General features: G+C 71.0%; 21 protein-coding genes. 4 read left to right on the forward strand and 17 right to left on the reverse strand.

Translation table 11 applies throughout. The annotated features are described in order from the left end of the window. Nucleotides 1–96 precede the first annotated feature (96 nt). Complete coding sequence (locus K8638_RS01325) at nucleotides 97–765, forward strand: type 1 glutamine amidotransferase domain-containing protein (RefSeq protein ID WP_223752529.1); 669 nt, start codon at nucleotides 97–99, stop codon at nucleotides 763–765. Nucleotides 766–776: 11 nt separating this feature from the next. On the opposite strand, the gene sufT is transcribed toward K8638_RS01325, so the two are convergent. The 7 genes from sufT to K8638_RS01360 are packed head-to-tail and all read right to left on the reverse strand — an operon-like array spanning nucleotide 777 to nucleotide 7076. Continuing rightward, on the reverse strand, nucleotides 777–1319 hold the full coding sequence (sufT, locus tag K8638_RS01330) for a putative Fe-S cluster assembly protein SufT (protein ID WP_223752530.1): 543 nt from the start codon (nucleotides 1317–1319) through the stop codon (nucleotides 777–779). Between the two features lie 15 nt (nucleotides 1320–1334). After that, a complete protein-coding gene (sufU, locus tag K8638_RS01335; protein WP_223752531.1) occupies nucleotides 1335–1787 on the reverse strand; it encodes a Fe-S cluster assembly sulfur transfer protein SufU in 453 nt (150 codons plus the stop codon). Beyond that, nucleotides 1784–3007 (reverse strand): cysteine desulfurase, encoded by a 1224-nt coding sequence (locus tag K8638_RS01340; RefSeq protein WP_223752532.1) that lies wholly within the window; start codon nucleotides 3005–3007, stop codon nucleotides 1784–1786. The genes sufU and K8638_RS01340 overlap by 4 nt, the downstream gene beginning before the upstream one ends. After that, entirely contained in the window at nucleotides 3004–4332 is a 1329-nt protein-coding gene (gene sufD / locus K8638_RS01345; RefSeq protein ID WP_223752533.1) for a Fe-S cluster assembly protein SufD, read from the reverse strand. The genes K8638_RS01340 and sufD overlap by 4 nt, the downstream gene beginning before the upstream one ends. After that, complete coding sequence (gene sufC / locus K8638_RS01350) at nucleotides 4329–5126, reverse strand: Fe-S cluster assembly ATPase SufC (RefSeq protein ID WP_223752534.1); 798 nt, start codon at nucleotides 5124–5126, stop codon at nucleotides 4329–4331. The genes sufD and sufC overlap by 4 nt, the downstream gene beginning before the upstream one ends. 4 nt (nucleotides 5127–5130) lie before the next feature. Next, a complete protein-coding gene (sufB, locus tag K8638_RS01355) occupies nucleotides 5131–6567 on the reverse strand; it encodes a Fe-S cluster assembly protein SufB (RefSeq protein WP_223752535.1) in 1437 nt (478 codons plus the stop codon). After that, entirely contained in the window at nucleotides 6564–7076 is a 513-nt protein-coding gene (locus K8638_RS01360; protein WP_223752536.1) for an SUF system Fe-S cluster assembly regulator, read from the reverse strand. The genes sufB and K8638_RS01360 overlap by 4 nt, the downstream gene beginning before the upstream one ends. 233 nt (nucleotides 7077–7309) lie before the next feature. On the opposite strand from K8638_RS01360, the gene K8638_RS01365 reads away from it, so the two are divergent. Next, nucleotides 7310–8506: an ABC transporter substrate-binding protein gene (locus K8638_RS01365; RefSeq protein WP_223752537.1), complete on the forward strand. Its 1197-nt coding sequence runs from the start codon at nucleotides 7310–7312 to the stop codon at nucleotides 8504–8506. A gap of 25 nt (nucleotides 8507–8531) precedes the next feature. On the opposite strand, the gene K8638_RS01370 is transcribed toward K8638_RS01365, so the two are convergent. From K8638_RS01370 to K8638_RS01395, 6 genes are read right to left on the reverse strand one after another with little or no spacing between them, the layout of a single operon-like run. Further along, nucleotides 8532–8708 carry a hypothetical protein gene (locus K8638_RS01370; protein WP_223752538.1) on the reverse strand — a complete coding sequence of 59 codons (177 nt, stop codon included), beginning with the start codon at nucleotides 8706–8708 and terminating at the stop codon, nucleotides 8532–8534. Further along, entirely contained in the window at nucleotides 8705–8962 is a 258-nt protein-coding gene (locus tag K8638_RS01375; RefSeq protein ID WP_223752539.1) for a hypothetical protein, read from the reverse strand. The genes K8638_RS01370 and K8638_RS01375 overlap by 4 nt, the downstream gene beginning before the upstream one ends. 23 nt (nucleotides 8963–8985) lie before the next feature. After that, the gene (locus K8638_RS01380; RefSeq protein WP_223752540.1) at nucleotides 8986–9846 is read right to left on the reverse strand and encodes a hypothetical protein; all 861 of its coding nucleotides are present in this window, start codon (nucleotides 9844–9846) and stop codon (nucleotides 8986–8988) included. After that, on the reverse strand, nucleotides 9843–10919 hold the full coding sequence (locus tag K8638_RS01385; RefSeq protein ID WP_223752541.1) for a hypothetical protein: 1077 nt from the start codon (nucleotides 10917–10919) through the stop codon (nucleotides 9843–9845). Before K8638_RS01385 ends, K8638_RS01380 begins: the two co-directional genes overlap by 4 nt. After that, nucleotides 10916–12478: a TadE/TadG family type IV pilus assembly protein gene (locus tag K8638_RS01390; protein ID WP_223752542.1), complete on the reverse strand. Its 1563-nt coding sequence runs from the start codon at nucleotides 12476–12478 to the stop codon at nucleotides 10916–10918. The genes K8638_RS01385 and K8638_RS01390 overlap by 4 nt, the downstream gene beginning before the upstream one ends. Beyond that, nucleotides 12451–13236 (reverse strand): TadE/TadG family type IV pilus assembly protein, encoded by a 786-nt coding sequence (locus tag K8638_RS01395; RefSeq protein ID WP_223752543.1) that lies wholly within the window; start codon nucleotides 13234–13236, stop codon nucleotides 12451–12453. Before K8638_RS01395 ends, K8638_RS01390 begins: the two co-directional genes overlap by 28 nt. Before the next feature lie 479 nt (nucleotides 13237–13715). Between K8638_RS01395 and wrbA the strand changes: the two genes are divergently transcribed. Continuing rightward, the gene (wrbA, locus tag K8638_RS01400) at nucleotides 13716–14315 is read left to right on the forward strand and encodes an NAD(P)H:quinone oxidoreductase (RefSeq protein ID WP_223752544.1); all 600 of its coding nucleotides are present in this window, start codon (nucleotides 13716–13718) and stop codon (nucleotides 14313–14315) included. A 10-nt stretch (nucleotides 14316–14325) separates the two neighbouring features. Here the strand turns inward: wrbA and K8638_RS01405 are convergent, their stop codons facing one another. Genes K8638_RS01405 through K8638_RS01420 form a run of 4 tightly spaced genes read right to left on the reverse strand, consistent with a single transcriptional unit; the run spans nucleotide 14326 to nucleotide 20275 of the window. Next, nucleotides 14326–15864, reverse strand: coding sequence for a DUF4388 domain-containing protein (locus K8638_RS01405; protein ID WP_223752545.1), 1539 nt, complete (start codon nucleotides 15862–15864; stop codon nucleotides 14326–14328). A gap of 26 nt (nucleotides 15865–15890) precedes the next feature. Then, complete coding sequence (locus K8638_RS01410) at nucleotides 15891–16709, reverse strand: hypothetical protein (RefSeq protein ID WP_223752546.1); 819 nt, start codon at nucleotides 16707–16709, stop codon at nucleotides 15891–15893. 34 nt (nucleotides 16710–16743) lie between these two features. After that, a complete protein-coding gene (gene hemW, locus K8638_RS01415) occupies nucleotides 16744–17949 on the reverse strand; it encodes a radical SAM family heme chaperone HemW (RefSeq protein WP_223752547.1) in 1206 nt (401 codons plus the stop codon). Between the two features lie 13 nt (nucleotides 17950–17962). After that, entirely contained in the window at nucleotides 17963–20275 is a 2313-nt protein-coding gene (locus K8638_RS01420; RefSeq protein WP_223752548.1) for a plectin 1 isoform 8, read from the reverse strand. Between the two features lie 175 nt (nucleotides 20276–20450). Here K8638_RS01420 and K8638_RS01425 point away from each other — a divergent pair, with 175 nt between their 5' ends. Next, entirely contained in the window at nucleotides 20451–23054 is a 2604-nt protein-coding gene (locus K8638_RS01425; protein ID WP_223752549.1) for a pitrilysin family protein, read from the forward strand. Nucleotides 23055–23061 lie beyond the last annotated feature (7 nt).

The raw sequence follows: 23061 nt of genomic DNA on the forward strand, positions 1-23061 counted from the left end.
AGGGGGCCCCTGCCCGCTCCCCTCCTCCATTCACGGGCCCGGCCGTCATGCACAGGGTCAGGAGCGACAGCCTTTCGGGACGACAAGGTGAGCGAGATGAAGAAGCTGACGGGTTTGCGAGTGGCCGTGCTGGCGGCGGATGGCTTCGAGCAGGTGGAGCTGACGATTCCCCTCGTGGTGCTGAAGAGCCTGGGCGCGGACGTGACGGTTGTCTCGCTGCACAAGGGGAAGATTCGGGGAATGAACCTGATGTCTCCCGGGAAGAAGGTCTCCGTGGACGCGACGCTGAAGGACGTGAAGGCCGCGGACTTCGACGCGGTGTTCATCCCCGGCGGATTCATCAATCCGGACACCCTGCGGCAGAGCGCGCTGGCGCAGGACTTCGTGCGCGACGCGGACACGCTGAACCTGCCCACGGCCGTCATCTGCCACGGCCCCTGGGTGCTGGCCTCCGCGGGCCTCGTGGAGGGGCGGAAGCTGACGTCCTGGCCCGGCATCCAGGACGACGTGAAGAACGCGGGCGGAGAGTGGGTGGACGCGCCCGTCATCCGCGACCGGAACTGGGTATCCAGCCGGGGCCCCCACGACATGTCCGCCTTCGTGCACCGGATGGTGGAGATGTTCGCGGAGAAGATGCCGGAGGTGGAGGCCCGTATCGCGGTCCAGGCCGAGAAGCCCCGGCGGCGCTGGCCGAAGCTGCTCGCGGGCAGCCTCGCGACGGCGGCGCTCGGCGTGGGGGCGCGCAGGCTGGTCGCGCTGCGCTGACGCGCCCCCCGCTACATCCACCCGAGCTGGAGCCGGGCCACGTCCGTCATGCGGCTCTGGTCCCAGGGCGGGTCCCAGACCAGCTCGACGTTGGCCTCCTTCACGCCCGGCACGGAGGACACCTTCTGGCGCACGTCGTCCACCAGCACCGGGCCCATGCCGCAGCCGGGCGCCGTCAGCGTCATCTGGATGTCCACCCGCTGCCCACCCTCCGGCAGCGGCTCCGCCTTGCACGCGTAGACCAGCCCCAGCTCCACGATGTTCACCGGAATCTCCGGGTCATACACCGTGCGGAGCTGCTCCCAGACCTGCTCCTCGTCGAAGGTGCCCGGGTCCGCCGCCGCCCTCTCCTTCGGCGCGTACTCCTCGCCCAGCGCGCCGCCGTCCTTCTCGTCGATGCGGAAGAGCTGGCCGTACGGGTCCTGCACCGTGATGTTGCCGCCGAGCGTCTGCATCACCCGCAGCTCCGCGCCGGCCGGCAGGGCCACCCGGTCTCCACTCGGGATGATGGTCGCGGGCACCTCCCGCTCCAGCACCGCTGTCATTCCTCTCATGGCGCCCTCGCTCCCCTACTCGGTGGACACGGCCTCGCCGCGTCCCTCCAGCGCCGCGCGCAGCGTGTGCCACGCGAGGCTCGCGCACTTCACCCGGGCCGGGAACTCACTCACACCGGACAGCACCGCCAGCTTCCCCAGCGCGTCCATGTCCACGCCCTCCGGCCCCTCCGTCACCAGCTTGTGCACCTGCTCGAAGAGCGCCTCCGCCTCCGCCCGCGTCTTGTCCTTCACCGCCCCCGTCATCAGCGACGCGGAGGCCTTGGAGATGGCGCAGCCCTGCCCCTGGAAGCCGACGTCGCGGATGACGTCGCCCTCCACCTTCAGCGTCAGCAGGAGCTGGTCGCCGCACAGCGGGTTGTGGCCCGCCGCCTCGCGGTTGTGGCCCTCCACCACGCGGTAGTTGCGTGGCCGCTTGGAGTGCTCCAGCACCACCTCTTGATAGAGGTCCGACAGGTCCGAGCTCACTTGAACACCTCCAGCACCTTGTGCAGCCCGCGCACGAGCGCGTCCACGTCCTCACGCGTGTTGTAGAGCGCCAGCGATGCCCGCGACGTGGCCGGCACCTGGAAGTACTGCATCACCGGCTGCGCGCAGTGGTGGCCCGTGCGGATGCAGATGCCCTCGCGGTCCAGAATCGTGCCCACGTCGTGCGGGTGGATGTCCTCCAGAAGGAAGGACAGCACGGCCGACTTCTCCCGTGCCCTTCCCACGATTCGCAGCCCGGGCACCGACTCCAGCGCCTGCGTCGCGTACGCCAGCAGCTCCTGGTCATGCGCCGCCACGGCGTCCATGCCCAGCGCCTCCAGGTAGCGGATGGCCGCCGCCAGTCCCACCGCGCCCGCCAGGTCCGGCGTGCCCGCCTCGAAGCGGTGCGGCACCCGGTTGTACGTCACCTTCTCCATCGTCACGGAGAGAATCATGTCCCCGCCGCCCTGGTACGGCGGCAGCGGCTCCAGGCGCTCCAGGCGGCCGTACAGCACGCCGATGCCCGTAGGGCCGAACATCTTGTGCCCGCTGAAGGCGTAGAAGTCGCAGCCGAGGTCCTGCACGTCCACCGGGAAGTGCGTCACCGCCTGCGCCCCGTCCACCAGCACGGGGATGCCCTTCGCATGCGCCCGGCGCGTCAGCTCCTTCACCGGCGCCACCGTCCCCAGCGCGTTGGACACGTGCGTCACCGCGAGGATGCGCGTGCGCTCCGTCAGCAGCGCGTCCACCGCGTCCATCACCAGCTCGCCGCGCTCATCCACCGGAATCACCTTCAGCACGGCGCCGGTCTGCTCGCACAGCATCCGCCAGGGGACGATGTTGGCGTGGTGCTCGATGTGGGTGATGAGCACCTCGTCACCCGGGCCGATGTTCTTGCGCCCGTACGTCTGCGCCACCAGGTTGATGGCCTCGGTGGTGCCGCGCACGAAGATGACCTCCCTCGCGTCGCGCGCGTTGATGAAGCGGCGCACCGTCTCCCGCGCGCCCTCGTACGCCTCGGTGGCGCGCTCGGAGAGCACGTGGACGCCGCGGTGCACGTTGGCGTTGTCGTGCTGGTAGAAGCGGACGATGGCGTCGATGACCGCCTGTGGCTTCTGCGCGGTGGCCGCGCTGTCCAGGTACACCAGCGGGCGGCCCCGCACCTCCTGCCGGAGGATGGGGAAGTCACCACGGACGCGCTGCACGTCGAACCCGCTCATGCCCGCACCTCCCGCCGGGCCGCGCCCGGCAGCTTCAGGGCCAGCAGGCCCTCCACCTTCTCCCGCACCGGCCCCGCCGGCACCGCGTCCACCACCTCGCGCGCGAAGGCGTGGGTGAGCAGCCGCTCGGCCTCCGCCCGGGGGATGCCGCGCGAGCGCAGGTAGAACAGCGCCTGCGCATCCAGCCGCCCCACCGCCGCTCCGTGCGCGCACTTCACGTCATCCGCCAGGATTTCCAGCTGCGGCCGCGCGTCCGCCTGCGCCGACTCGGACAGCAGCAGGTTGCGGTTCTGCTGCCGCGAGTCCGTGCGCTGCGCGTCCGGCCGCACCCGGATGAGCCCGTGGAACGTGCCCCGCGCCCGGTCGTCCAGCACGCCCTTGTACAGCTCGCGGCTGGTGCACCGGGGCACCGCGTGGTCCAGCGCCGTGCGGTTGTCCAGGTGCTGCGAGCCCCGGCCCACGTACAGGCCGTTGAGGGTGGCCTCCCCCCCCTCGCCCGCGAAGGCCGAGTGCACCTCGTTGCGCGACAGCACCCCGCCGAACGAGAAGGCAAACGAGGCGAAGCGGCTGTCCCGCCCCTGCCTCACGTGCAGCCCGCCCACGTGCACCGCCGCGTCCGCCTCCGCCTGCAGCTTGTAGTGGTGCAGGCTGGCGTTGTCCTCCAGCGTCACCTCCGTCACCGCGTTGGTGAAGGTGGCACCCGCCCCCGGGCCCGCGCTGGCGTACGTCTCCACCAGCGTGGCCTCGCTGCTCTCCCCCGCCACCACGAGGATGCGCGGGCTGGCCAGCACCGGCGCGTCACCTCGCGTGAGGAAGAGGAGCTGCACCGGCACCTCGCTCAGCGTGCCCGGCGCCAGCCTCAGCAGCGCGCCCTCCTCCAGCAGGGCCGCGTTGAGCGCGGTGAACGTGTGCTCCGAGGCCAGGGCCCGCTGGCCCACCAGTGCCTCCAGCACCTCGCCGTCCTCGCGCAGCGCGTCCCGCAGAGGCTTCAGCGTCAGCCCGCGCGGCAGGCCGGACAGCGACGACAGCTCCGGCGCCAGCCGTCCGTCCACGAAGACGAGCCTCGGCCCAGGCAGCCCGAGCCGGTCCACCACCGCCGCCAGGTCCCCAGCCCTCCGCGCCTCCTCCGGTGGAACGAACGTTCCTTCCACGAGGGGCGCCAGGTGCGTGTACTTCCACGCCTCGTCGCGCGAGGTGGGCAGGCCCTGCCGCTCGAAGTGGGCCAGCCCCTCGGCGCGCACCCGCCGCAGCCACTCCGGCGCGGACGCGTCGCGCGCGTGGAAGCGCGAGGCCACGTCCAGGTAGTGCGCCAGGGCGGACGTCATCGCCGGACCTCCCCGCCCTTCGCGGCCACCGCCGTGCTCGCGCCGTCCTTCAGGCCCAGCCAGCCGTAGCCCTTCTCCTCCAGCTCCAGCGCCAGCTCGCGCCCACCCGAGCGGATGATGCGGCCCGCCGCCATGACGTGCACCTTGTCCGGGACGATGTAGTCCAGGAGCCGCTGGTAGTGCGTAATCAGCACCATGCCGCGCTCCGGCGAGCGCAGCGCGTTGACGCCGCCGGCCACCGTGCGCAGCGCGTCGATGTCCAGGCCGGAGTCCGTCTCGTCGAGGATGGCCAGCCGCGGCTCCAGCACCGCCATCTGGAACACCTCGTTGCGCTTCTTCTCGCCGCCGGAGAACCCCTCGTTGACGGAGCGGTTCATGAAGGCCGTGTCGAGCTTCACCAGCTTCGACTTCTCCTTGGCGAGCTGGAGGAAGTCCATCGCGTCCAGCTCCTCCAGCCCCCGCACCCGGCGCTGCGCGTTGAGCGCGGTGCGCAGGAAGTGCAGGTTGCCCACGCCCGGAATCTCCACCGGGTACTGGAAGGCGAGGAAGACGCCCGCCGTGGCGCGCTCCTCGGGCGACAGCTCCAGGAGGGGCTTGCCGTCGAACAGCACCTCCCCCTGCGTCACCTCGTAGCCGTCACGGCCCGCCAGCACGCTGGCCAGCGTGCTCTTCCCGGAGCCGTTGGGGCCCATGATGGCGTGCACCTCTCCCGGGCGCACCTCCAGGTCGATTCCCTTGAGGATGTCCTTGCCCGCCACGCGGGCGTGCAGGTTGCGAACAGTCAGCAATGCCATGGGCCTACCCCACGCTCCCTTCCAGGCTCACTCCGAGCAGCTTCTGCGCCTCCACCGCGAACTCCATGGGGAGCTCCTTGAACACCTGGCGGCAGAAGCCGTTGACAATCATGGACACCGCGTCCTCCTGCGAGATGCCGCGCTGCCGGCAGTAGAAGAGCTGGTCCTCGCCAATCTTCGACGTGGACGCCTCGTGCTCCACCTGCGCGGACGCGTTCTTCACCTCGATGTACGGCACCGTGTGGGCGCCGCACTTGTCCCCCAGGAGCAGCGAGTCGCACTGCGTGTAGTTGCGCGCGTTCTCCGCGCTCTTCAGCACCTTCACCAGGCCCCGGTACGTGTTCTGCCCGCGCCCGGCGGAGATGCCCTTGGACACGATGGTGCTGCGGGTGTTCTTCCCGATGTGCACCATCTTCGTGCCCGTGTCCGCCTGCTGCAGGTTGTTGGTGAGCGCCACCGAGTAGAACTCACCCACGGAGTCGTCGCCCTTGAGGATGACGCTCGGATACTTCCAGGTAATGGCCGAGCCGGTCTCCACCTGCGTCCACGAAATCCTGGAGCCCCGGTGGGCGATGCCGCGCTTGGTGACGAAGTTGTAGATGCCGCCGCGCCCCTCCGCGTCGCCGGGGTACCAGTTCTGCACGGTGGAGTACTTGATGGTGGCGCCGTCCAGCGCGACGAGCTCCACCACCGCGGCGTGGAGCTGGTTGGTGTCACGCTGGGGAGCGGTGCAGCCCTCCAGGTAGCTCACGTAGGAGCCCTCGTCGGCGACGATGAGCGTGCGCTCGAACTGGCCCGTCTCCGCGGCGTTGATGCGGAAGTACGTGGACAGCTCCATGGGGCAGCGGACGCCCTTGGGGATGTAGACGAACGAGCCGTCGCTGAAGACGGCCGAGTTGAGCGCGGCGAAGAAGTTGTCCGAGTACGGCACCACCGAGCCCAGGTACTTCTTCACCAGCTCCGGGTGCTCGCGCACGGCCTCGGAGAACGAGCAGAAGATGACGCCCGCCTTCGCCAGCTTGTCCTTGAACGTCGTGGCCACCGACACCGAGTCGAAGACGGCGTCCACCGCGACGTTCTGGAGGAGCTTCTGCTCGTGCAGGGGGATGCCGAGCTTCTCGTAGGTGCGGAGGATTTCCGGGTCCACCTCGTCCAGGCTGCCCTTCTTCGGCTTCTGCCTCGGCGCCGAGTAGTAGCTGATGGCCTGGTAGTCGATGGGCGCGTACTTCACGGCCTGCCACGTGGGCTCCTTCATGGTGAGCCAGTGGCGGAACGCCTTGAGGCGCCACTCGAGCAGGAAGGCGGGCTCGCCCTTCTTCTCGGAGAGCTGGCGGATGACGTCCTCGCTCAGCCCGGGAGGGAACGTGTCCGACTCCACCGCGGTGACGAAGCCGGCCTCGTACGGGCGGCGGGTCAGCTCCTGGAGGGTGTCGGTGCTCATGAGCGGACTCCTGTGACGGAAACGGAAGGAGGTGTGACGGCGCCGGCGCCGGCCGGGGGCGTGCCCAGGCCCACCAGCCGCTCGGGGACGCGGGGCGCGGGGGCCACCAGGTCCGCCAGCGTCAGGCGGCCCAGTGCCTCCTGGATGGCGTTGTTGATGAGGCGCCAGTGGCTGCGCACCTGGCAGATGGGCTCCAGCCCGCAGGGCGCCCCGGCCGCGGTGGTGTGGGTGCCACACTCGGTGAGGGCGACGGGGCCCTCCAGCGCGGCGACCAGCTCCGCCAGCGACAGCTCGGGGGGAGGACGCGCCAGGCCGTAGCCGCCGTTGGCGCCACGGTGGGACACCACCAGCCCCGCCTGGAGCAGGCTCTTGAGCACCTTGCTGACCGAGGGCAGCGGCACACGGGTGCGCGCGGCCAGCTCACGGGTGGTGCGCGTGTCACCGTCCGCGCGTGCCAGCTCGGTCATCAGCACGATGCCGTAGTCGGTCATCTTGCTCATCCGAAGCATGGGTGCGGGTGTCTCCTCTCTGAGTCGGTTCCTGCCGGGGCCTCCGGGCCACCGGGGGCGTCATATGTAATGTGGACCAGTTCAGTCCACATTACATTTCGTACCCCGGCGGGAGGGCCCCTGGCCAGCGGGCGGGCGGGCCGGGGGGCCTCCATGAAGAAGAGAAGTCCCCGCCATCCATGAGACGGGATTAGGGTTGAGCGTCCGCTTCCCCCTCTGGAGGAACCCCACCGATGCGCCGTCCCCTGATGCTGCTCGCCACGCTGGCCCTGGCCGCCGTGGCCTGCGAGAAGAAGTCCGCGCCCGCGCCGACGGAGCCCCAGCCGGGCGGGCAGGCGGCGGGTGCCCCGAGTACCCCCACCCCCGCGGACGCCAACACCATCCTCCTGGGTGAGGTGGGCAGCCTGACGGGCCCCGAGGCGACCTTCGGCATCTCCGCGCGCAACGGAATCGAGCTGGCGCTGAACGAGGCGAACGCCGCGGGGGGCGTGAAGGGCAAGAAGCTGGCGGTGCGCGTGTATGACAGCCAGGGCCGCCCCGAGGAGGGTGCCCAGGCGGTGACGCGGCTGATTACCCAGGACAAGGTGGTGCTCATCCTGGGCGAGGCGGCCTCGTCGGTGTCCATGGCGATGGCGGAGAAGGCGCAGGTGGCGAAGGTGCCGATGATTACGCCCACGTCCACCAGCCCCGAGGTGACGAAGAAGGGCGACTACATCTTCCGCGTCTGCTTCATCGACCCCTTCCAGGGGCTCGTCATGGCGAAGTTCGCGAAGGAGCACCTGAAGCTCTCCAGCGTGGCGGTGCTGCGCGACAACAAGAGCGCGTTCTCCATGGGCCTGGCGGACGTGTTCAACCAGAAGTTCACGGAGTTCGGCGGGAAGATTGTCGGGGACGAGAGCTACTCGAAGGGCGACACGGACTTCCGCGCGCAGCTCACGGCCATCAAGCAGCTCAAGCCCGAGGCCGTCTTCGTGCCGGGGTACTACACGGACGTGGGCATCATCGCGCGGCAGGCGCGCGAGGTGGGCCTGCGGGTGCCGCTGCTGGGTGGTGACGGCTGGGACTCCGACAAGCTGTACGAGCTGGGCGGGTCCGCGCTGGAGGGCAGCTACTTCGCCAACCACTACTCGCCGGACAACCCGGACCCGGTGCTCCAGCAGTTCCTGGCGAAGTACAAGCAGGCCTACGGCAGCGTGCCGGACAGCGTGGGCGTGCTGGCGTACGACGCGGCCCGCGTGGCGATCGAGGCCATGAAGCGCGCCCCGGATTTGAGCGGCCCGGCCCTGCGCGACGCGATTGCGGCGACGAAGGACTTCCCGGGCATCTCGGGCCGAATCACCATCGACGCCAACCGCGACGCCGTGAAGGAGGCCGTGGTGCTCAAGGTCTCCGGGGGCAAGGCGGAGTTCGTCACCACCGTGAAGCCGTAGCCGGCCCGACCCTCGCGCCCGTGCCTCAGGGCACGGGCGACTGGATGATGTAGTAGATGGAGCTGAAGTACCGGTGCAGCCCGTTCAGGAGCTGCACCAGGAACGGCCAGCCCAGCACGGTGAAGCCGAGCAGCGCCGCGGTGACGACGGAGTACTCCACCATGGACTGCCCTCGGGAGCGCTGACGGAGCCCTGCCTTCATTTCGCGCCTCCCCGGGACTCGGGCGCCGGCCTCGCCGGAGCCGCGCAGGCCTCCATGCACGGCTTCTTCTGGTCGGAGCAGGCCGACTGGCACTTCGCCACGTTGCTGCCCGCGTACTTCTTGCAGATGGCCTTGCACTGCTTCACGTCATCGTCGCAGTGCTGCTCGCAGGTCTTCCTTCCCGCGGCCACCGACGTGCCGGACAGCAGCAACCCCAGACAGGCCACGGCGACGCGCCCCCAAGTCTTCTTCATCGATGCACCCCTACGCGCTTCCATCATGGCGCGGCCCCCCGCTGCAGCAGCGACAACTGCACCTCCACCCCAGGCTGGGATGGACGCTCGCGCAGCACCGCCCGGCCCTGCATGACACCCTGGCTCACCTCGAACGAGACGCCCTTCGGCTCCAGCGGCTCCGTCGCCCCCATCGCCCAGCCCTTCTCACGCAGCACCGCCCGGTAGCGCGCCTCCGCCCCACCCAGCGTTTCCTCCGGCAACTGCCCGGACACCGCGTGGTGCGTGGCCCCCTCCATCTCGAAGCTCATCGCCCGCAAGTCGGTCAGCTCCCCCGGAAGCGGCACCCACGCGGGCATCTCGATGGCCCGCTCCAGCAGGCCATGCACCTGCCCGGCCGACACGAAGACCAGCGTCTCCCCGCCCTGCTCCAGCGCCGACACCAGCCGGACCTCCATCGTCGCGGGGCTCCAGTAGCCCACGTACCCGCCCTTCTCCCCGTGCACCTGGCGGAGGACGGGCAGCCCCTTCTCCAGCAGCGCCTTCGCGTAGTGCTCCATCACCTGCGCGGGCGTGTCCTTCGTGGAGAACCACGCCACGGCCATGGGCACGCCGGGCCCCAGGTAGTCCGACGCCAGCACCTCCGGACGGCTCGCTCGCGGGTAGGGCGGGAAGTGCGACAGCGCCCGCTTCAGCACGGCCTCCTCACCGGGCGTGCGCGCACCCCCACGCGTCGCCCCCGCCTCGCCATGCCCCGGTTGCGCGGGAGGCTCCCACTCCCCGTCCACGGGGGCGTTCCGGTACGCGACGCGCTCCCAGGCGAAGCCGATGAGACAGCCCACCACCGCCACGGAGAACAGGAGCGCCGGTACGCGGATGACCGGATGGGAGGCCGACGCCTTCAACAGGTCTCCTCCTGGTTGCAGCCCATGTACCAGTTGCCCCGCTGCTGGTAGCTCTCCTTGTTGTTGTCCTGGTCCCAGTCCTGCCACTCGCTGTTGAAGTAGTTCTGGCTGCTGCCCTGCTGGGTGATGGTCTCCTCCGGAGCCGGCTCACCCTCCAGGTGGGGCTTGATGGCGATGCTGGGCTTGCGCGGGTCATCCCCCGGCGGCGTGCTGTCGGTGATGGCCAGGCTCGGGGCGAGCAGCTCGTCCTGGATGGCCTCCTGGACGAAGTTGACGGCCTCGCTCTGCATCTGGGTGAAGCCCGGGTTGTCCTGGTGCTCGTACTGCTGGAGCACGCGGTCATAGAGCTCGCCCTGGGCGGTGCCCGGACGGATGTCGGCGTGCTCGGTCAGGGCCCACGTGTCGGTGACGATGGAGCTGCGCTCCCAGGGCAGCAGGTAGACGTCACCCGCGACGCCCTTGGCGTCGTCCTCGTACGTGCCGCCCTGCGCGTTGGCGTGGATGCCCGAGCCCCGGTCCTTCTTGTCCCGGGCCAGGTCCACCTTGGAGAACTGCGCGAAGACCTTGCGCTGCAGCAGGTAGTTCTGCACGCCCAGGCGCGCCGTGCAGCGGATGAGGCCGCCCTTGCCGAACTCGTCCATATAGGACTGGTGCTGCGACACCCCGAGCTCCCCCACGTCGCGGCTGAGCGTGCACTGCACCTGCTCGGAGCCGGGGTTGAGCCAGCAGGCATGGGACACCAGCTCGTGGTGGTGGTTCTCGAGCGAGCCACACTCCCCGGCCTCGCCCTCCTCGTAGCTGTCGATGCCGGACTCGTGGTCACAGTACATCTGCCGCACGTGCCCCTGGACGTTGCCGAAGCCCGCGAAGGCCTCACCCTGCGGCTGCTTGGCGTAGTCCTGGACGGTGTAGTCCCAGATGGTGGAGAGCGCGGCCTCCTGCGCGTCCAGCACGTGGCGCAGCAGGTCGTCCAGGAAGAGCGCGTAGAGGAACACGGGGATGAGCACCAGCATGCTCAGGGCCAGCTCCACCGCGGCGGCGCCCCGGGCCGCACGACGTTGCGCGCGCCTCACAGCGACACCCCCGGCACCTGGGCCATCTCGGCCGCATCCGAGTTCCCCGCCGCGTCGAGCACCTTCGCGGCCTCATCCGGCTTGAAGGGGTGCAGCTTCGCGCGCCAGTAGGGGCCGAAGAGGTTGGGTGCCTCCCTCCAGCCGTTGGCCCCGAAGCGGTGGTAGTAGACCATCGCCTTGGACAGGCTCATGCCCTCGGCCGCCGCGAGCGTGAGCTGGCCCTCTCCCTGCCCCCCGTGCGTCATCCTCACGGTGGCGGAGGAGTTCAGCTCCCAGGGCGCCTTCGAGGTGTCCCCCGCCCGGAGCTGCCGCGTCAGGTAGCTGTACACGCGCGGCTGGCCCCAGTCGCGCGCGGCGGACGGGTTGGCGCGGAACTTCATGAAGCAGTTGCCGGACTGCGAGCACGCGGTCAGCGCCCGGGCGTTGACGCCCTCGAACTGGTGCGTGCCGCTGTGCGCGCCGCTGGGCTCGTGGCCACCGCCGTTCTCGTCGCTCCAGACCTTGGACTCGTAGGACGACAGCATGGCTCCATCCCGCCAGCTGTGAAAGAGCATGCCCTCCTCCCTGGCGGCGACGGTGGTGCCCTCGTTGCCGTCCTGCTCCCCAGGCCCGTTGACGCTGCCCTCGTCCTGCACCGTCTTCGCGGTGCCCACGTGGCGGAGGACCTGGAAACGGTTCAGGCCACTGCCCGGGATGTCCTCGAACTCCTGCATGAAATTCGAATGCAGGTAGGACGGAATCTGGAAGGACGGCATCGCGTTGGCGACGTCCCGCGTCGCCGGCCAGCCCGAGCGGCTCGCGTTGGCGATTTCGGTCATCACCTTGGCGCGCGCCTTCTCGTCGGAGTTGCCCACGCTGCCCTGGCATTCCAGCCCGTCCACCGCGCAGTTGAACTCGTTCGCGTTGATGCTGCCCACTTCCTGGGGCAGGTCGCTCGCGCCCGGCGCGTTGTGCTCCACCAGCTGGCCGAGCCCGTGGCTCTTCCCGTCCTTCACCGCCTGGAGCGTCTTCTCGTGCACCGACTTCTGCGCGGTGTGGATGTTGTCCACCAGCAGGTCCAGGCCCTCCATGGCGGTCCTGAAGCTGCTCTCGGTGCCCTGGGCCTTCTTCTCGTAGTCCCGCCCCGTCTGGCCGAAATCGCCGGCGATCTGCAGGGCCTCCATGCCGTGGATGCAATGCTGCCAGCACCCGTAGCAGGCGCACTGCGCGAACTCCTGCGCGGCGATGATGTAGAAGTTCTGCTGCGCGGCGCGCATCATGTCGCCCGTCACGCTGATGGCGGCCATGTACGCGTGCAGGCTGTTCATGGCCACGTAGGAGCCGGCGATGGCCCGGTTGCTCACCGCGTAGTAGTTGAGCGCGCGCGCCTCCAGCACCGCCATGGAGTAGGCCAGCGCGTCGCTGTGCTGCTGCAGGCCCATCTTCTGGCGCAGCGCGTGGCTGAGGTTGAAGCTCAGCGTCACCATCAGCGCGAGCACCAGGAAGGACAGGGCGCTCAGCACCATGGCCTGCCCTCGCCGGGCACGGCTCCTCACTCGTACGAGAACGGGAACACGCATTCGTTCTTCTCGGGCAGGCTGTTGCGGTTCAGATAGAAATTCGACTGCATCCGCATGGTGTAGGTGGCGCGGATGGGCATGATGTAGACGCCCTGCGCGGCCGCGCCCTCGTAGGTCCCCTCCGAGGTGCTGGCGCCCGCGAACTTCCGCTTCGACGTCTTGTTCTGTTCCTCGGCGGTGACCTTGCCCATCATCAGGACGGACGGGATTTCCCGCCCCCGGGCGGACTGGTAGATGACCCAGTCCGCGAAGGGGATGATCATCCGGTAGTTGAAGGTCACCTGGATGCGCAGCTTGGTGCGCTGGCTCTGACGCCAGCCGTCCGGGCTGGTGTTCTTCGGGTCATCGAAGTCCAGCTCCGAGGCGTTCGAGCCGATGTCTTCCTTCGTGGGCCCGCAGACGGTGACCTCCGCGTACTTCAGGCCCACGCCCGGCATCTCGTTGCTCTGCAGCTCGTTCCACTTGGTGGCGAACTCCTGCGCGCTGCCGACGGGCCGGATGTACTCGATGCCGTCCGGGCCTCCCGCCCGGGTGCCCACCATGGGCAGCAGCACCGCGAGCGCGGCCTTCTCCATCTCCTCGACCTTGGCGTTGTGCAGAGAGCCGGCGCGCACGGCCTTGTAGGCCGCGTACTTCGTCAGCAAGCGCGCCTGGTGCATCAGCCCGAGCTGCAGGATGCCGAGGATGAGGAACACGAACAGCGGCAGGATGATGGCCGACTCCACCGCCGCCTGTCCGGATTGCGCCCCCGAGCGCATGTGGCTCCCCAGCCTGTTCATGCGCGGAAGGTTGCCGGGGTTTCAGGGGGCGAGCAATCCGCACATTGGCCGCGACACGGTGGCGCACGGAGGCGCCATTTCACTCCCCTCGCCTCAGAGGGTGAGAGCCCCACGGCGGACGTTGAAGTCTCGCTGAAAAACCAGCAAGGGAAGCGAATCTGTCTGAGACTTCCCTCAGGAAGCGGCTCCTGCGCACCCGAGTCTTTCCCAACGGCTGCGAAAATGGAATGCGCGCTCCACGGCCACGGAGCGGCGCGTGAAGGTCCGCTTCCAGCCCCGGTGAGCAGGCATGGCGCACGCTCGGCTGCCTGCCTGTCCTCTGTGTCCACTGCCGCCGCTCGGGCCGCGTGGGGTGTCCTCCAACAACACCCGCGCGCCATTCCCGCTGACCTGGGCACGGGCCCGGCCGCACCATGCGCTCCACACCCGGCCTGACGCCGGCTCGCGAGGGGGTCCTCATGGTGAAGGTCGCGATCATCTACTACAGCGCGACGGGCACGACGTATCAGCTCGCCCGCGCCGTCGAGGAGGGCGCGAAGGCGGCCGGCGCCGAGGTGCGGCTGCGCAAGGTGCACGAGCTGGCTCCGGAGGAGGCCATCGCCTCCAACCAGGGCTGGGCGGCGCACCGCCTGCAGACGCAGCACGTCACGGAGGCGAGCAAGGACGACCTCGTCTGGGCGGACGCGTTCATCTTCGGCACGCCCACCCGCTTCGGCCTGCCCTCCGCCCAGCTCAAGCAGTTCATCGACACACAGGGGAAGCTGTGGGCCGCGGGGAAGCTGGCCGACAAGATTGTCTCCAGCTTCGCCACCACCGCGACGGCGCACGGCGGGCAGGAGACGACCATCGTGGCGCTGAACAACGTCTTCTACCACTGGGGCGCCATCATCGTTCCGCCGGGATACCTGGACCCCATCCAGTACCAGTCCGGCAACCCCTACGGCACCTCGCACATCTCCAACAACGGCACGGTGCCACCGGGCGAGGTGCAGCTCGCCGCCGCGCGCTTCCAGGGCCGCCGCGTCGTGGAGGTGGCCGCGAGGTTCCTCCGGCCCTGAAGCGCGCCGCTCAGCGCCGCTTCACGATTTCCTGGATGAGCTCCACGTAGCGGCGGTTCTTCGGGTTCAGCTTGAAGGCCTTGCGGAAGGCGTCCTCCGCCAGCGGCCACTGGCCCTCGCCCTGGGCCACCTCGCCCAGAAAGGCCCAGCCCTCCTCCATGCCCGGCTCCTGCCGCACCACCTCCTGCAACTCCTGGAGCGCCAGCCGCCCGTGCGCGTCGGGCTTCATGAGGTAGCGCGCGAAGGCCCGGTGCGCCTGGTACAGCGGCTTCGGGTCGATGTCGCACGCGTATTCGAAGTACTCGAAGGCGCCCGCGAAGTTGCGCGCCTGCAGGCGCCGCTTCGCCTCCTCGAACTGCGTCGTCGCGTCCAGCAGGTCCGTGCGGATGCGGAACTGCTCCGCCGTGCTCGGCCGCGCCGTGCCGCGCTCCTTCTCGCGCTGCGCGGCCCGCCGCTTGCGCCAGAGCAGGTTCTGCTCCGCGTCCGACAGGGCGCCGAAGGCCTTCGCGTACGCCGCCAGCAGCGCCTCCGCCTTCTCCCGCAGCTCCGGCGTCTGGAAGCGCAGCGGTGAGTGCCGGTCCGCCAGAGCGAAGAACGCCTTGCGCAACGGCACCGGCTGCACGTCCTCCGGCACCTCCAGCAGCGCGAAGGGGTCCTTGCTCCGGTGCGCGAGGAAGGCGCTCACCAGCGCGTTGCGAGCCGCCTCGTCCTCGTCCGCGAAGGGCGTGCCCTGGGGCTGCTGCGCCGCGGGCGCCGGCACGGGCGCGGGCACCGGAGCCGGGGTGGCCGGCGCCGCGGCGGCCAGCTTCGCCGCGCGCTCGTCCACGTCCTCCACGAAGCCGGCGACCTCCAGGAGACACAGCGCGTACAGCCGGCGCAGCACCGTCTCCGTGTCGAAGCCCGTGCGCTCCATCAGCTCATTGAACGTGGGCCGCTGGCGCAGGGCCTGGAACAGGCGCGCGTCCTTCGACGACAGCTTCAGCCCGGCGTCCACGCCCGGCATCTGCCCGAAGCGGCGCTCGTCGGTGAAGGTGAAGTGCGTGGCCACGGCGTCGAAGGGCATCACGTTGGCCACGCCGGTGAGGATGAGCTGCGCGGTGTTCGTGCGCACGCTGGCGTCCGGGGAGTCCACGTCGGCGATGAGCCGGTACTTCGCGTCCGTCCACCGGAAGCAGTCCAGCAGCTTGTGCGCCAGGTTGGCCTGGAGCTGCTTGTAGAGGTCGAAGGGGCTGATGAGCCCCTTCTGGATGAGCAGCGCCCCCATCTGCAGGCCCGAGGACACGCTCTCCGCCAGCGCCTTCTGGTAGTCCGCCTCCGCCAGCCGCCCCTTCTCCACGAGGTACTTGCCCAGCGTCTCGTGCAGCAGGTTGGACTGGCACCCCACCGGCGAGCCGTCCTCGAAGACGATGCGCTTCTCACGCTGGCGCACCTTCAGCTCCAGCGTGCAGGTGCGCTCCTCCACCATCAGGGCATGCAGCAGCAGGGGAAAGGGCGTGTCGGCCAGCGTCCCTTCGCGTTGGCGGAGCACCTGCGACGGCGTGGGGAACATGCGGGGGAGCCTCGCTGCGATGGGGGCTACTCGTCCAGGTCCTCCTCCAGGCCCGCGGCCGAGGGCGGCTGCTGGGAGTAGCGGCCGTACCCGTTCGAGCGCGGGGTGAGGTCCATGCGACTCACCACCGCCCCGGCGGTGCCCAGCACCACCGCCAGCACCGCCGCGTACAACAGCGGCCGGCTGGGGCGCGCGCGCCACGCCCACTTGCGCTCACGGCGGCGCTGGAAGCGCGGCGCCACCACGTAGTCATTCCACGCCAGCTCGCGCATCCGCTTCGCCTCGTCCGCCCGCCCCGCCTTCGCCAGCGCCCGGGCCAGGAGGAACCGCCCCTCCACCGAGCCGTGCCGCACGGCGCAGAAGCGCTCCAGCGCCTCCACCGCGCCCTGCACGTCCCCGCGCTTCAGCCGGAAGCGGCCCCGCTCCAGGTGGATGGAGCCCTGCTTGAAGTCCGCGTCCAGCTTCTCCGCCTCGTCCAGCAGCAGCTCGCCGCGCTGCGCGTCCCCCGCCCCCAGGTAGGCCACGCCCAGCAGGTACAGCGTGTCCACGTCCTCGTCGCCCGCCTCCAGGTTGGGCTTGAGGATGTCCACCGCCTCCGCGTAGCGCTTCTGCGCCACGCGGATGTCCGCCAGCTCGTGCCGGGCCCGCCGCTCGTGCGGGTTGGTGAGGATGACGCCGGCCAGGAGCCCCGCGCGCTGGAAGCGCTTGATGAGCCGCACCGGGCTGGGCAACAGCTGCCACGTGAAGTGGTCCGCCACGAAGACGAAGACCACCACCAGCCCGAGCGACAGCAGCGGGCTGCCGGTCAGCAGCGTCAGAAACATCCACAACATCCACTTGCTCATTCGCCCCTCGAAGTCCTCTTCGCCGGCCCGCTCCCTACAGCAGCCGCGCGCACACGGCGCTGTGCACGTCCGCGCCCTTCTCCGTCAAGGCCAGCCGTCCGTCCCGCAGCGTGGCGAAGCCATGCTCCACCAGCCGGGCCACCTCCGCCCGCCGTGGCGCCACCGGCTGCCCGTACCGCTCGCACACCGCCTCCCAGTCCACCCCCGACACCAGCCTCAAGCCCATGGCCAGCCGCTCCGCGAACAGCTCCTCCGGCCCCAGCGCCTCGCGCTCGGCCTCCGGCAGCCGCCCCGCCTCCGCCTCCACCAGGTACTTCTCCGCGCTGCGCAGGTTGACGTACCGGTGCGGCTCGGGCTCCAGCAGCATGCCCGTGGCCCCCACGCCCAGCGCCAGGTACTCGCCCCCCGTCCAGTAGAGCGCGTTGTGCCGCGAGCCGTACCCCGGCCGCGCGTGGTTGGACACCTCGTAGCGGTGCAGCCCCGCCGCCCCGTACACCTCGCGCACCACCCGGGCCATGGCCACCACCTCTTCGTCCGGGGGCAGCTCCAGCTCGCCGCGCTTCAGCCGCTTCGACAGCGGCGTGTCCACCGCCAGCACGTCGCGCTCCACCGTCAGCGCGTACGTGGACAGGTGCTCCGGCGCCAGCGCCACCGCCCGGCGCGCGTCCGCCTCCACCAGCGCCACCGTCTGCCCGTGCACGCCATAGATGAAGTCCATGGCCACCACGGGGAAGCCCGCCCGCCGCGCCGCGTCCACCGCCCCCTCCACCATGGCCGCGTCGTGCGCGCGCCCCAGCGCCTTCAGCGTCTGGGGCTGGAAGGACTGCACCCCCAGCGACAGCCGGTTCACCCCCGCCGCCCGGTAGCCCGCGAAGCGCTCCGCGTCCGCGCGCTCCGGGTTGGCCTCCAGCGACACCTCCACGTTGGGCGCCACCAGCAGCCTCGCGGCGATTCCTTCCAGCACCCGCGCCACGTAGCGCGGGTGCCATAGCGAGGGCGTGCCGCCGCCCAGGAAGATGGACTCCAGGGGCTTGTGCCTCAGCGCCGGCAGGGCGGCCAGCCGGGCATCCAGCTCCGCCAGCACCGCGAGAGCGTAGCGCTCCTCCGGCACCCGCCGCGCCACCGCCACCGCGAAGTCGCAGTAGGGGCACTTCGCCAGGCAGTACGGGAAGTGCAGGTACAGCCCGAAGCGGGCCGCCTGCATCCCGGTGAGTGGGTCCACTGGCGCGTCGAAGGGCATGAGGGGGAAACCTCTACTTCTTGCCCTTCAATTGCGCCTCCAGCCGGGCAATCTTCGCCTTGTAACCGGCCGCGTTCTCGAGCGCCGTCTCGGCCGCCACCAGCTTCCGCTTCAGGTTGGCCAGGTCCGCCTTGAGGCTCTCGCGCTCCGCCTCCCAGTCGGACGGGGCCCCCGGGGCCGCCGCCCCGGCGAGCTTCTCCTCCAGCGCCTTCCGGGCCTCCTGCTCGGCCTTCAGCGAGGCCTCCACCTGGGCCAGCCTCGCCTCCGCCTCCGCGCGCGCCGCGCCCGCCTGCGTCGCCTTCGCTTCCGCCTCCGCCCGGGCCTGTCCGGCCTGCGCGAGCTTCGCCTCCGCCTCCGCGCGGGCCGCCTCCAGCTTGCCGGCCGCCGCCGTCTGGGACCTGGCCGTCTGGAGCGCGCCCTCCAGCAGCTTCACCTGCTGCTGCAGGCGCTCCGCCTTGTCCGCCTCCGCGCGCGTCGCCTCCAGCTCCTCCTGGAGCTCCACGAGCTTCACCCCGAGCTCCGCCACCTGCGCCTCGGCGCCGCCCTGCCCCTCCGCCAGCGCGTCCACGCGCGCCTCGACCTCGGCCGCCTTCACCCGCGCGTCCGCGAGCTCGGCCTCCGCCGCCTCGCGCCGCACCCGCTCCAGCGAGACCTCCTCCCGCGCCTGCGCCAGGGCCCCTTGCAGGCGCGCCAGCTCCGCCTCGCGCTGCGCGGACGCGGTCTCCAGCATGGACACGCGCGCGGCCAGTCCCACGCGCTCCGCGTCCTTGGTGGCCACCTTCATCTCCGTGGCGGCGAGCTGCTTCTTCAGCTCCTCGTGCTGGGCCTGGGCCGCCTCCACGGCCCCGGTCAGCTCCGTCACCTTCGCCTCGGCCTGGTGCACCGCCTCGCCCAGCGCCGCCGCGTCCTGCTCCATCCGGTCCCGCAGGGACACCTGTTCGACTTCGGCCGCCTCCAGCGCCTCCTTCAGCGCCGCCACCTCGCCCTCGGCCACCTGGGCGCGCTCGCTGGCCTGGGAGAGTCCCTCCTCCAGGGCCTGCGCCCGCTCCGCGGCCTTGGAGGCCTCCGCCTCCACCTTCGCGTTCGCCCGCGCCAGCTCCGCGGTGCGCGCCTCCAGCGCCTGGCGCAGCGCGGGCAGCTCCGCCGCCTCGGCCGTGCGCGCGGTGAGCGCCGCCCGCAGGCCGATGATTTCGGCGTCCTTCAGCGCCAGCGCCTTCTCCAGCTCCGCCACCTGCCCTTGCAGGGTGCGCAGCCCGTCCTCCACCACGGAGAGCTGCTTGCGCGCCTCGTCCCGCTCCGACTCCAGCGTGCGCGCCCGGGCCTGCGCCTCCTCCAGCGAGCTCTTGGACCACTCGCTCTCGCTCTCCAGCGCGCTCAGCCCGCCCTGGGCCTCCGCCAGGGCCGCCTCGAGCTGCGCGGTGCGCAGGGCCAGCGAGTCCTTCTCCGCCGTGGCCGCCTCCAGCTCGCCCCCCAGCCGCTCCACGTCGGCGATGGCCTGCTGGTACTGCTCCTGCACCGCCTCCAGCGCGCCCTGGGACTCGGACTTCTCCGCGGCCAGCTCCGCCACGCGGTCCTGCGCCAGCGACAGCGCCTCCTTGGCGCCCACCAGCTCCTCGGCCACCGAGCCCCGCGACTCGCGCTCCGCCTGGAGCTCCGCGGTGAGGCGCGGCACCTCCGACTCCACCTCCGCCAGCGCGCGCGACAAATCCTTGCGCTCGGCCTCCGCCTCGGCCAGCTCCGCCTGCAGCGAAGCCACCTTCGCCTCGGCCCGTGTCGCCCGCTCCTCCGCGCGCGCCAGCGCCTCCGTGGCCTGGGCCAGCTTCGCCGGCGCGTCCTTCACCGCGGCGAGCTGCGCCTTTGCCTCCGCGGCCTCCTTGCGCGCCAGCGTCAGCGCCTGCTTCGCGCCGTTCAGCTCCCCGTCCCGCTCCGCGTACAGGGTGCGGGCGCGGGCCAGCGTCTCCGTCTTCTGGCGGACGACGGCCCGGAAGTACTCCAGCTTCTCCTCCGGGGAGCCCCCCATGGGCATCCGGATTTCCGGCGGCTCACCGAAGGGGTCATTGCCCGGCACCCGCACGGCCCGTGCCGCGGGGGCCGCACCCGTGGGCGCGGTCGCGGACGCGGGGGCCGCTGGAGAAGCGGGCGCCCCCGTCCCGGCCGGCGTGGCGGCCGAGGGGGCGGCCGGACGACGGGGCGGCAGCGGCGGCGGTGCAGCGGGTGGTGGGGCCGCGGGCGGGGCCTTGGGCAGGGGCCTGGGGGGTGACTCTTCCAGGTCCAGGCTGTCGCGCAGGTCCGCGAGCGGATCCACCTCTTCCGGAGGTGACGGCATGGGCGGGCGCAGGTTACCCCCCGGACGCGCGCATCACCAGGGACGCGTGGAGGGACCGGGCAGGGCAGCCTCAAGGTCCGCTCGACGTGGGGGCACCCGGGCGTTAGCCAGTGGGGGAAACATCACACCTTGTCTTGCCGACCCGCAGGGGCGGTGACAGCTTCGGGCGTTCCATATGGCCATCCGCTACGCGCTACCCAACGGGCTCACCGTCGTCTTCGAGGAGCAGCACGCCGCCAAGGTCGCGGCCTTCCAGGTCTGGGTCAAGGCCGGCAGCGCCGACGAGCGGCCGGACCAGGCGGGCCTGGCCCACCTCCACGAGCACATGCTCTTCAAGGGCACCGAGCGCCGGGGCCCCGGTGAAATCGCCCGCGACGTGGAGTCCCACGGCGGCGAAATCAACGCCTGGACCTCCTACGACCAGACCGTCTACCACATCGTCATCGCCAGCCAGTTCGCCCGCACGGGCCTGGACATCCTGGGTGACGCCGTCCGCCGCTCCGCCTTCGACGCGGGCGAGCTGGCGCGCGAAATCGAGGTGGTGTGCGAGGAAATCAAGCGCAGCCAGGACACGCCCTCGCGGCGCGCCTCCCGGGACTTGTTCTCCACCGCCTACCAGGTGCACCCCTACCGGCTGCCCGTCATCGGCACCGAGCAGAGCGTGCGCGGCTTCACGCGGGAGAAGGTGCTGGAGTTCTACCACCGGCACTACACGCCGAAGAACCTGGTGCTCTCCGTGGCCGGCGACATGCGCGAGGCGGAGCTGCGCCAGTGGGTGGATGAAATCTTCGGAGGGGACTGGGGCCGTCCGTACGAGGGCGAGGTGAAGCGCCCGGCCGAGCCCGCCACTCCGGGCCGCCGCATCCTCCTGCGCCCGGACGACGTGAAGGAGGCGTGGCTCCACCTGTCCTTCGGCATCCCCCAGGCGGACCACCCGGACGTGCCCGCGCTGGACGTGCTGGCGATGATTGCCGGCCAGGGTGACGCGTCCCGGCTGGTGCGCGAGGTGAAGCGCCGGCACAACCTGGTCAACGACATCCACTCCTACGCCTATACGCCCAGGGACCCGGGCCTCTTCTCCGCGACGATGACGCTGCAGCCTGGCAACTCCGTCCGCGCGCTGGAGGAGACGGCGCGGGTGCTGGCCACGCTGCGCGCCACGCCCGTGTCCGCGGACGAGCTGGCCACGGCCAAGGCGCTGGTGGAGGCCGAGGCCGTGTACCAGCGCGAGACGGTGCAGGGCATGGCGCGGAAGATGGGCTTCTATCAGTCCGGCATGGGCAGCCTGGAGGCGGAGGCGCGCTACTACGAGGCGGTGCGCGGCCTCACGCCCGAGCACCTGCGGGCGGCCGCCGAGCGCTACCTGCGCTTCGACCGCGCCGTCGTCACCGGCCTGCTGCCCCCCGGCACCGACTTCACCGAGGCCCACGTGCACGAGGTGCTGGACCGGGTGGAGCGCGAGCCGGCCTCCGCCCCGCCCGAGCGCAAGGCGCGCAAGGTGGCGGCGGGCGAGCCGTCCATGCGCATCGCCCGGTCCACGGGCGCCGGCCCCAGCGACATCATCCAGGAGAAGCTCCCGTCCGGGGCCACGGTGCTGGTGCGCGTGGAGCCCGCGGTGCCGCTGTTCGCCGTGCGCGCCGTCTTCGCCGGCGGCCTGCGCTACGAGACGCCCGCCGACAACGGCATCACCACCCTGCTCACCCGCAGCCTCACCCGCGGCACGCCCTCGCACGACGCGGAGGACATCTCCCAGCTCGTGGACATGTACGCCGGCAGCCTGGGCGGCCAGGGCGGACGCAACTCGGTGAGCCTGCGCGGCGAGTTCCTGTCGCGCCACTTCGAGCCGGCCTTCCGCCTCTTCGCGGACTGCCTCCTCAACCCGTCCTTCCCGGAGGTGGAGGTGGCCCGGGAGCGCACGCTGATGCTCCAGGACATCCTCACCCGCGAGGACAAGCCCGCCAGCGTGGCCTTCGACCTGTTCAGCCGGACGCTGTACCGCACGCACCCGTACCGCCTGCCCAACCTGGGCGAGCAGGCCTCCGTGGAGGCGCTGACGCCGGACATGCTGCGCGCGTGGCACGCGGCGCACATGGACCCGTCGCAGCTCACGCTCAGCGTGGTGGGCGACGTGAAGGTGGACGAGGTGCTCGCCCTGGCGCGCGAGTACTTCGGCAGGCCCCGAGGCAAGGCCGCCCCGCCGCCCATGGTCGCGGCGGAACCGCCTCCCGAGGCGCCGCGCCAGGAGAAGAAGGTGCTGGCCCGCGCCCAGTCCCACCTCGTGCTGGGCTTCCCGGGCGCGCGCGTGGGGGACCCGTGGCGGCACGAGCTGGAGGTCCTCTCCACGGTGCTGTCCGGCCAGGGCGGGCGGCTCTTCGTGGAGCTGCGCGACAAGCGCTCCATGGCCTACAGCGTCAGCTCGTTCGCCATCGAGGGCGTGGACCCGGGCTACTTCGCCGTCTACATGGGCACCAGCCCGGAGAAGGTGGACGCGGCGCTGGCCGGCATCCGGACGGAGCTGGAGCGCGTGCGCGACGAGCCCATCCCCGAGGAGGAGCTGGCACGCGCGAAGCAGCACCTCATCGGCACGCACGAGATTGGCCTGCAGCGCAACGGCTCGCGCGCGGGGCTGCTGGCCATGGACGCCTGCTACGGCCTGGGCCTGGACAACTTCCTCCACTACGCGGACCACGTGGCCGCGGTGACGGCGAAGGGCGTCCAGGAGGTGGCGCGCCGGGTCATCGACTTCAACCGCGGCGCGCTCGCCATCGTCGGCCCGTAGGGCCCGG

The organism is Myxococcus sp. RHSTA-1-4 (assembly GCF_020037125.1).
Taxonomy (GTDB): Bacteria; Myxococcota; Myxococcia; order Myxococcales; family Myxococcaceae; genus Myxococcus.

Excerpts from the sequence above, each read along its gene's own strand:
- K8638_RS01325 (WP_223752529.1), top strand. The coding sequence starts at position 97 with ATGAAGAAGCTGACGGGTTTGCGAGTGGCCGTGCTGGCGGCGGATGGC.
- sufT (WP_223752530.1), bottom strand. The coding sequence starts at position 1,319 with ATGAGAGGAATGACAGCGGTGCTGGAGCGGGAGGTGCCCGCGACCATC.
- K8638_RS01340 (WP_223752532.1), bottom strand. The coding sequence starts at position 3,007 with ATGAGCGGGTTCGACGTGCAGCGCGTCCGTGGTGACTTCCCCATCCTC.
- sufD (WP_223752533.1), bottom strand. The coding sequence starts at position 4,332 with ATGACGTCCGCCCTGGCGCACTACCTGGACGTGGCCTCGCGCTTCCAC.
- sufC (WP_223752534.1), bottom strand. The coding sequence starts at position 5,126 with ATGGCATTGCTGACTGTTCGCAACCTGCACGCCCGCGTGGCGGGCAAG.
- sufB (WP_223752535.1), bottom strand. The coding sequence starts at position 6,567 with ATGAGCACCGACACCCTCCAGGAGCTGACCCGCCGCCCGTACGAGGCC.
- K8638_RS01360 (WP_223752536.1), bottom strand. The coding sequence starts at position 7,076 with ATGCTTCGGATGAGCAAGATGACCGACTACGGCATCGTGCTGATGACC.
- K8638_RS01365 (WP_223752537.1), top strand. The coding sequence starts at position 7,310 with ATGCGCCGTCCCCTGATGCTGCTCGCCACGCTGGCCCTGGCCGCCGTG.
- K8638_RS01370 (WP_223752538.1), bottom strand. The coding sequence starts at position 8,708 with ATGAAGGCAGGGCTCCGTCAGCGCTCCCGAGGGCAGTCCATGGTGGAG.
- K8638_RS01375 (WP_223752539.1), bottom strand. The coding sequence starts at position 8,962 with ATGAAGAAGACTTGGGGGCGCGTCGCCGTGGCCTGTCTGGGGTTGCTG.
- K8638_RS01390 (WP_223752542.1), bottom strand. The coding sequence starts at position 12,478 with ATGCGTGTTCCCGTTCTCGTACGAGTGAGGAGCCGTGCCCGGCGAGGG.
- K8638_RS01395 (WP_223752543.1), bottom strand. The coding sequence starts at position 13,236 with ATGCGCTCGGGGGCGCAATCCGGACAGGCGGCGGTGGAGTCGGCCATC.
- wrbA (WP_223752544.1), top strand. The coding sequence starts at position 13,716 with ATGGTGAAGGTCGCGATCATCTACTACAGCGCGACGGGCACGACGTAT.
- K8638_RS01405 (WP_223752545.1), bottom strand. The coding sequence starts at position 15,864 with ATGTTCCCCACGCCGTCGCAGGTGCTCCGCCAACGCGAAGGGACGCTG.
- K8638_RS01410 (WP_223752546.1), bottom strand. The coding sequence starts at position 16,709 with ATGAGCAAGTGGATGTTGTGGATGTTTCTGACGCTGCTGACCGGCAGC.
- hemW (WP_223752547.1), bottom strand. The coding sequence starts at position 17,949 with ATGCCCTTCGACGCGCCAGTGGACCCACTCACCGGGATGCAGGCGGCC.
- K8638_RS01420 (WP_223752548.1), bottom strand. The coding sequence starts at position 20,275 with ATGCCGTCACCTCCGGAAGAGGTGGATCCGCTCGCGGACCTGCGCGAC.
- K8638_RS01425 (WP_223752549.1), top strand. The coding sequence starts at position 20,451 with ATGGCCATCCGCTACGCGCTACCCAACGGGCTCACCGTCGTCTTCGAG.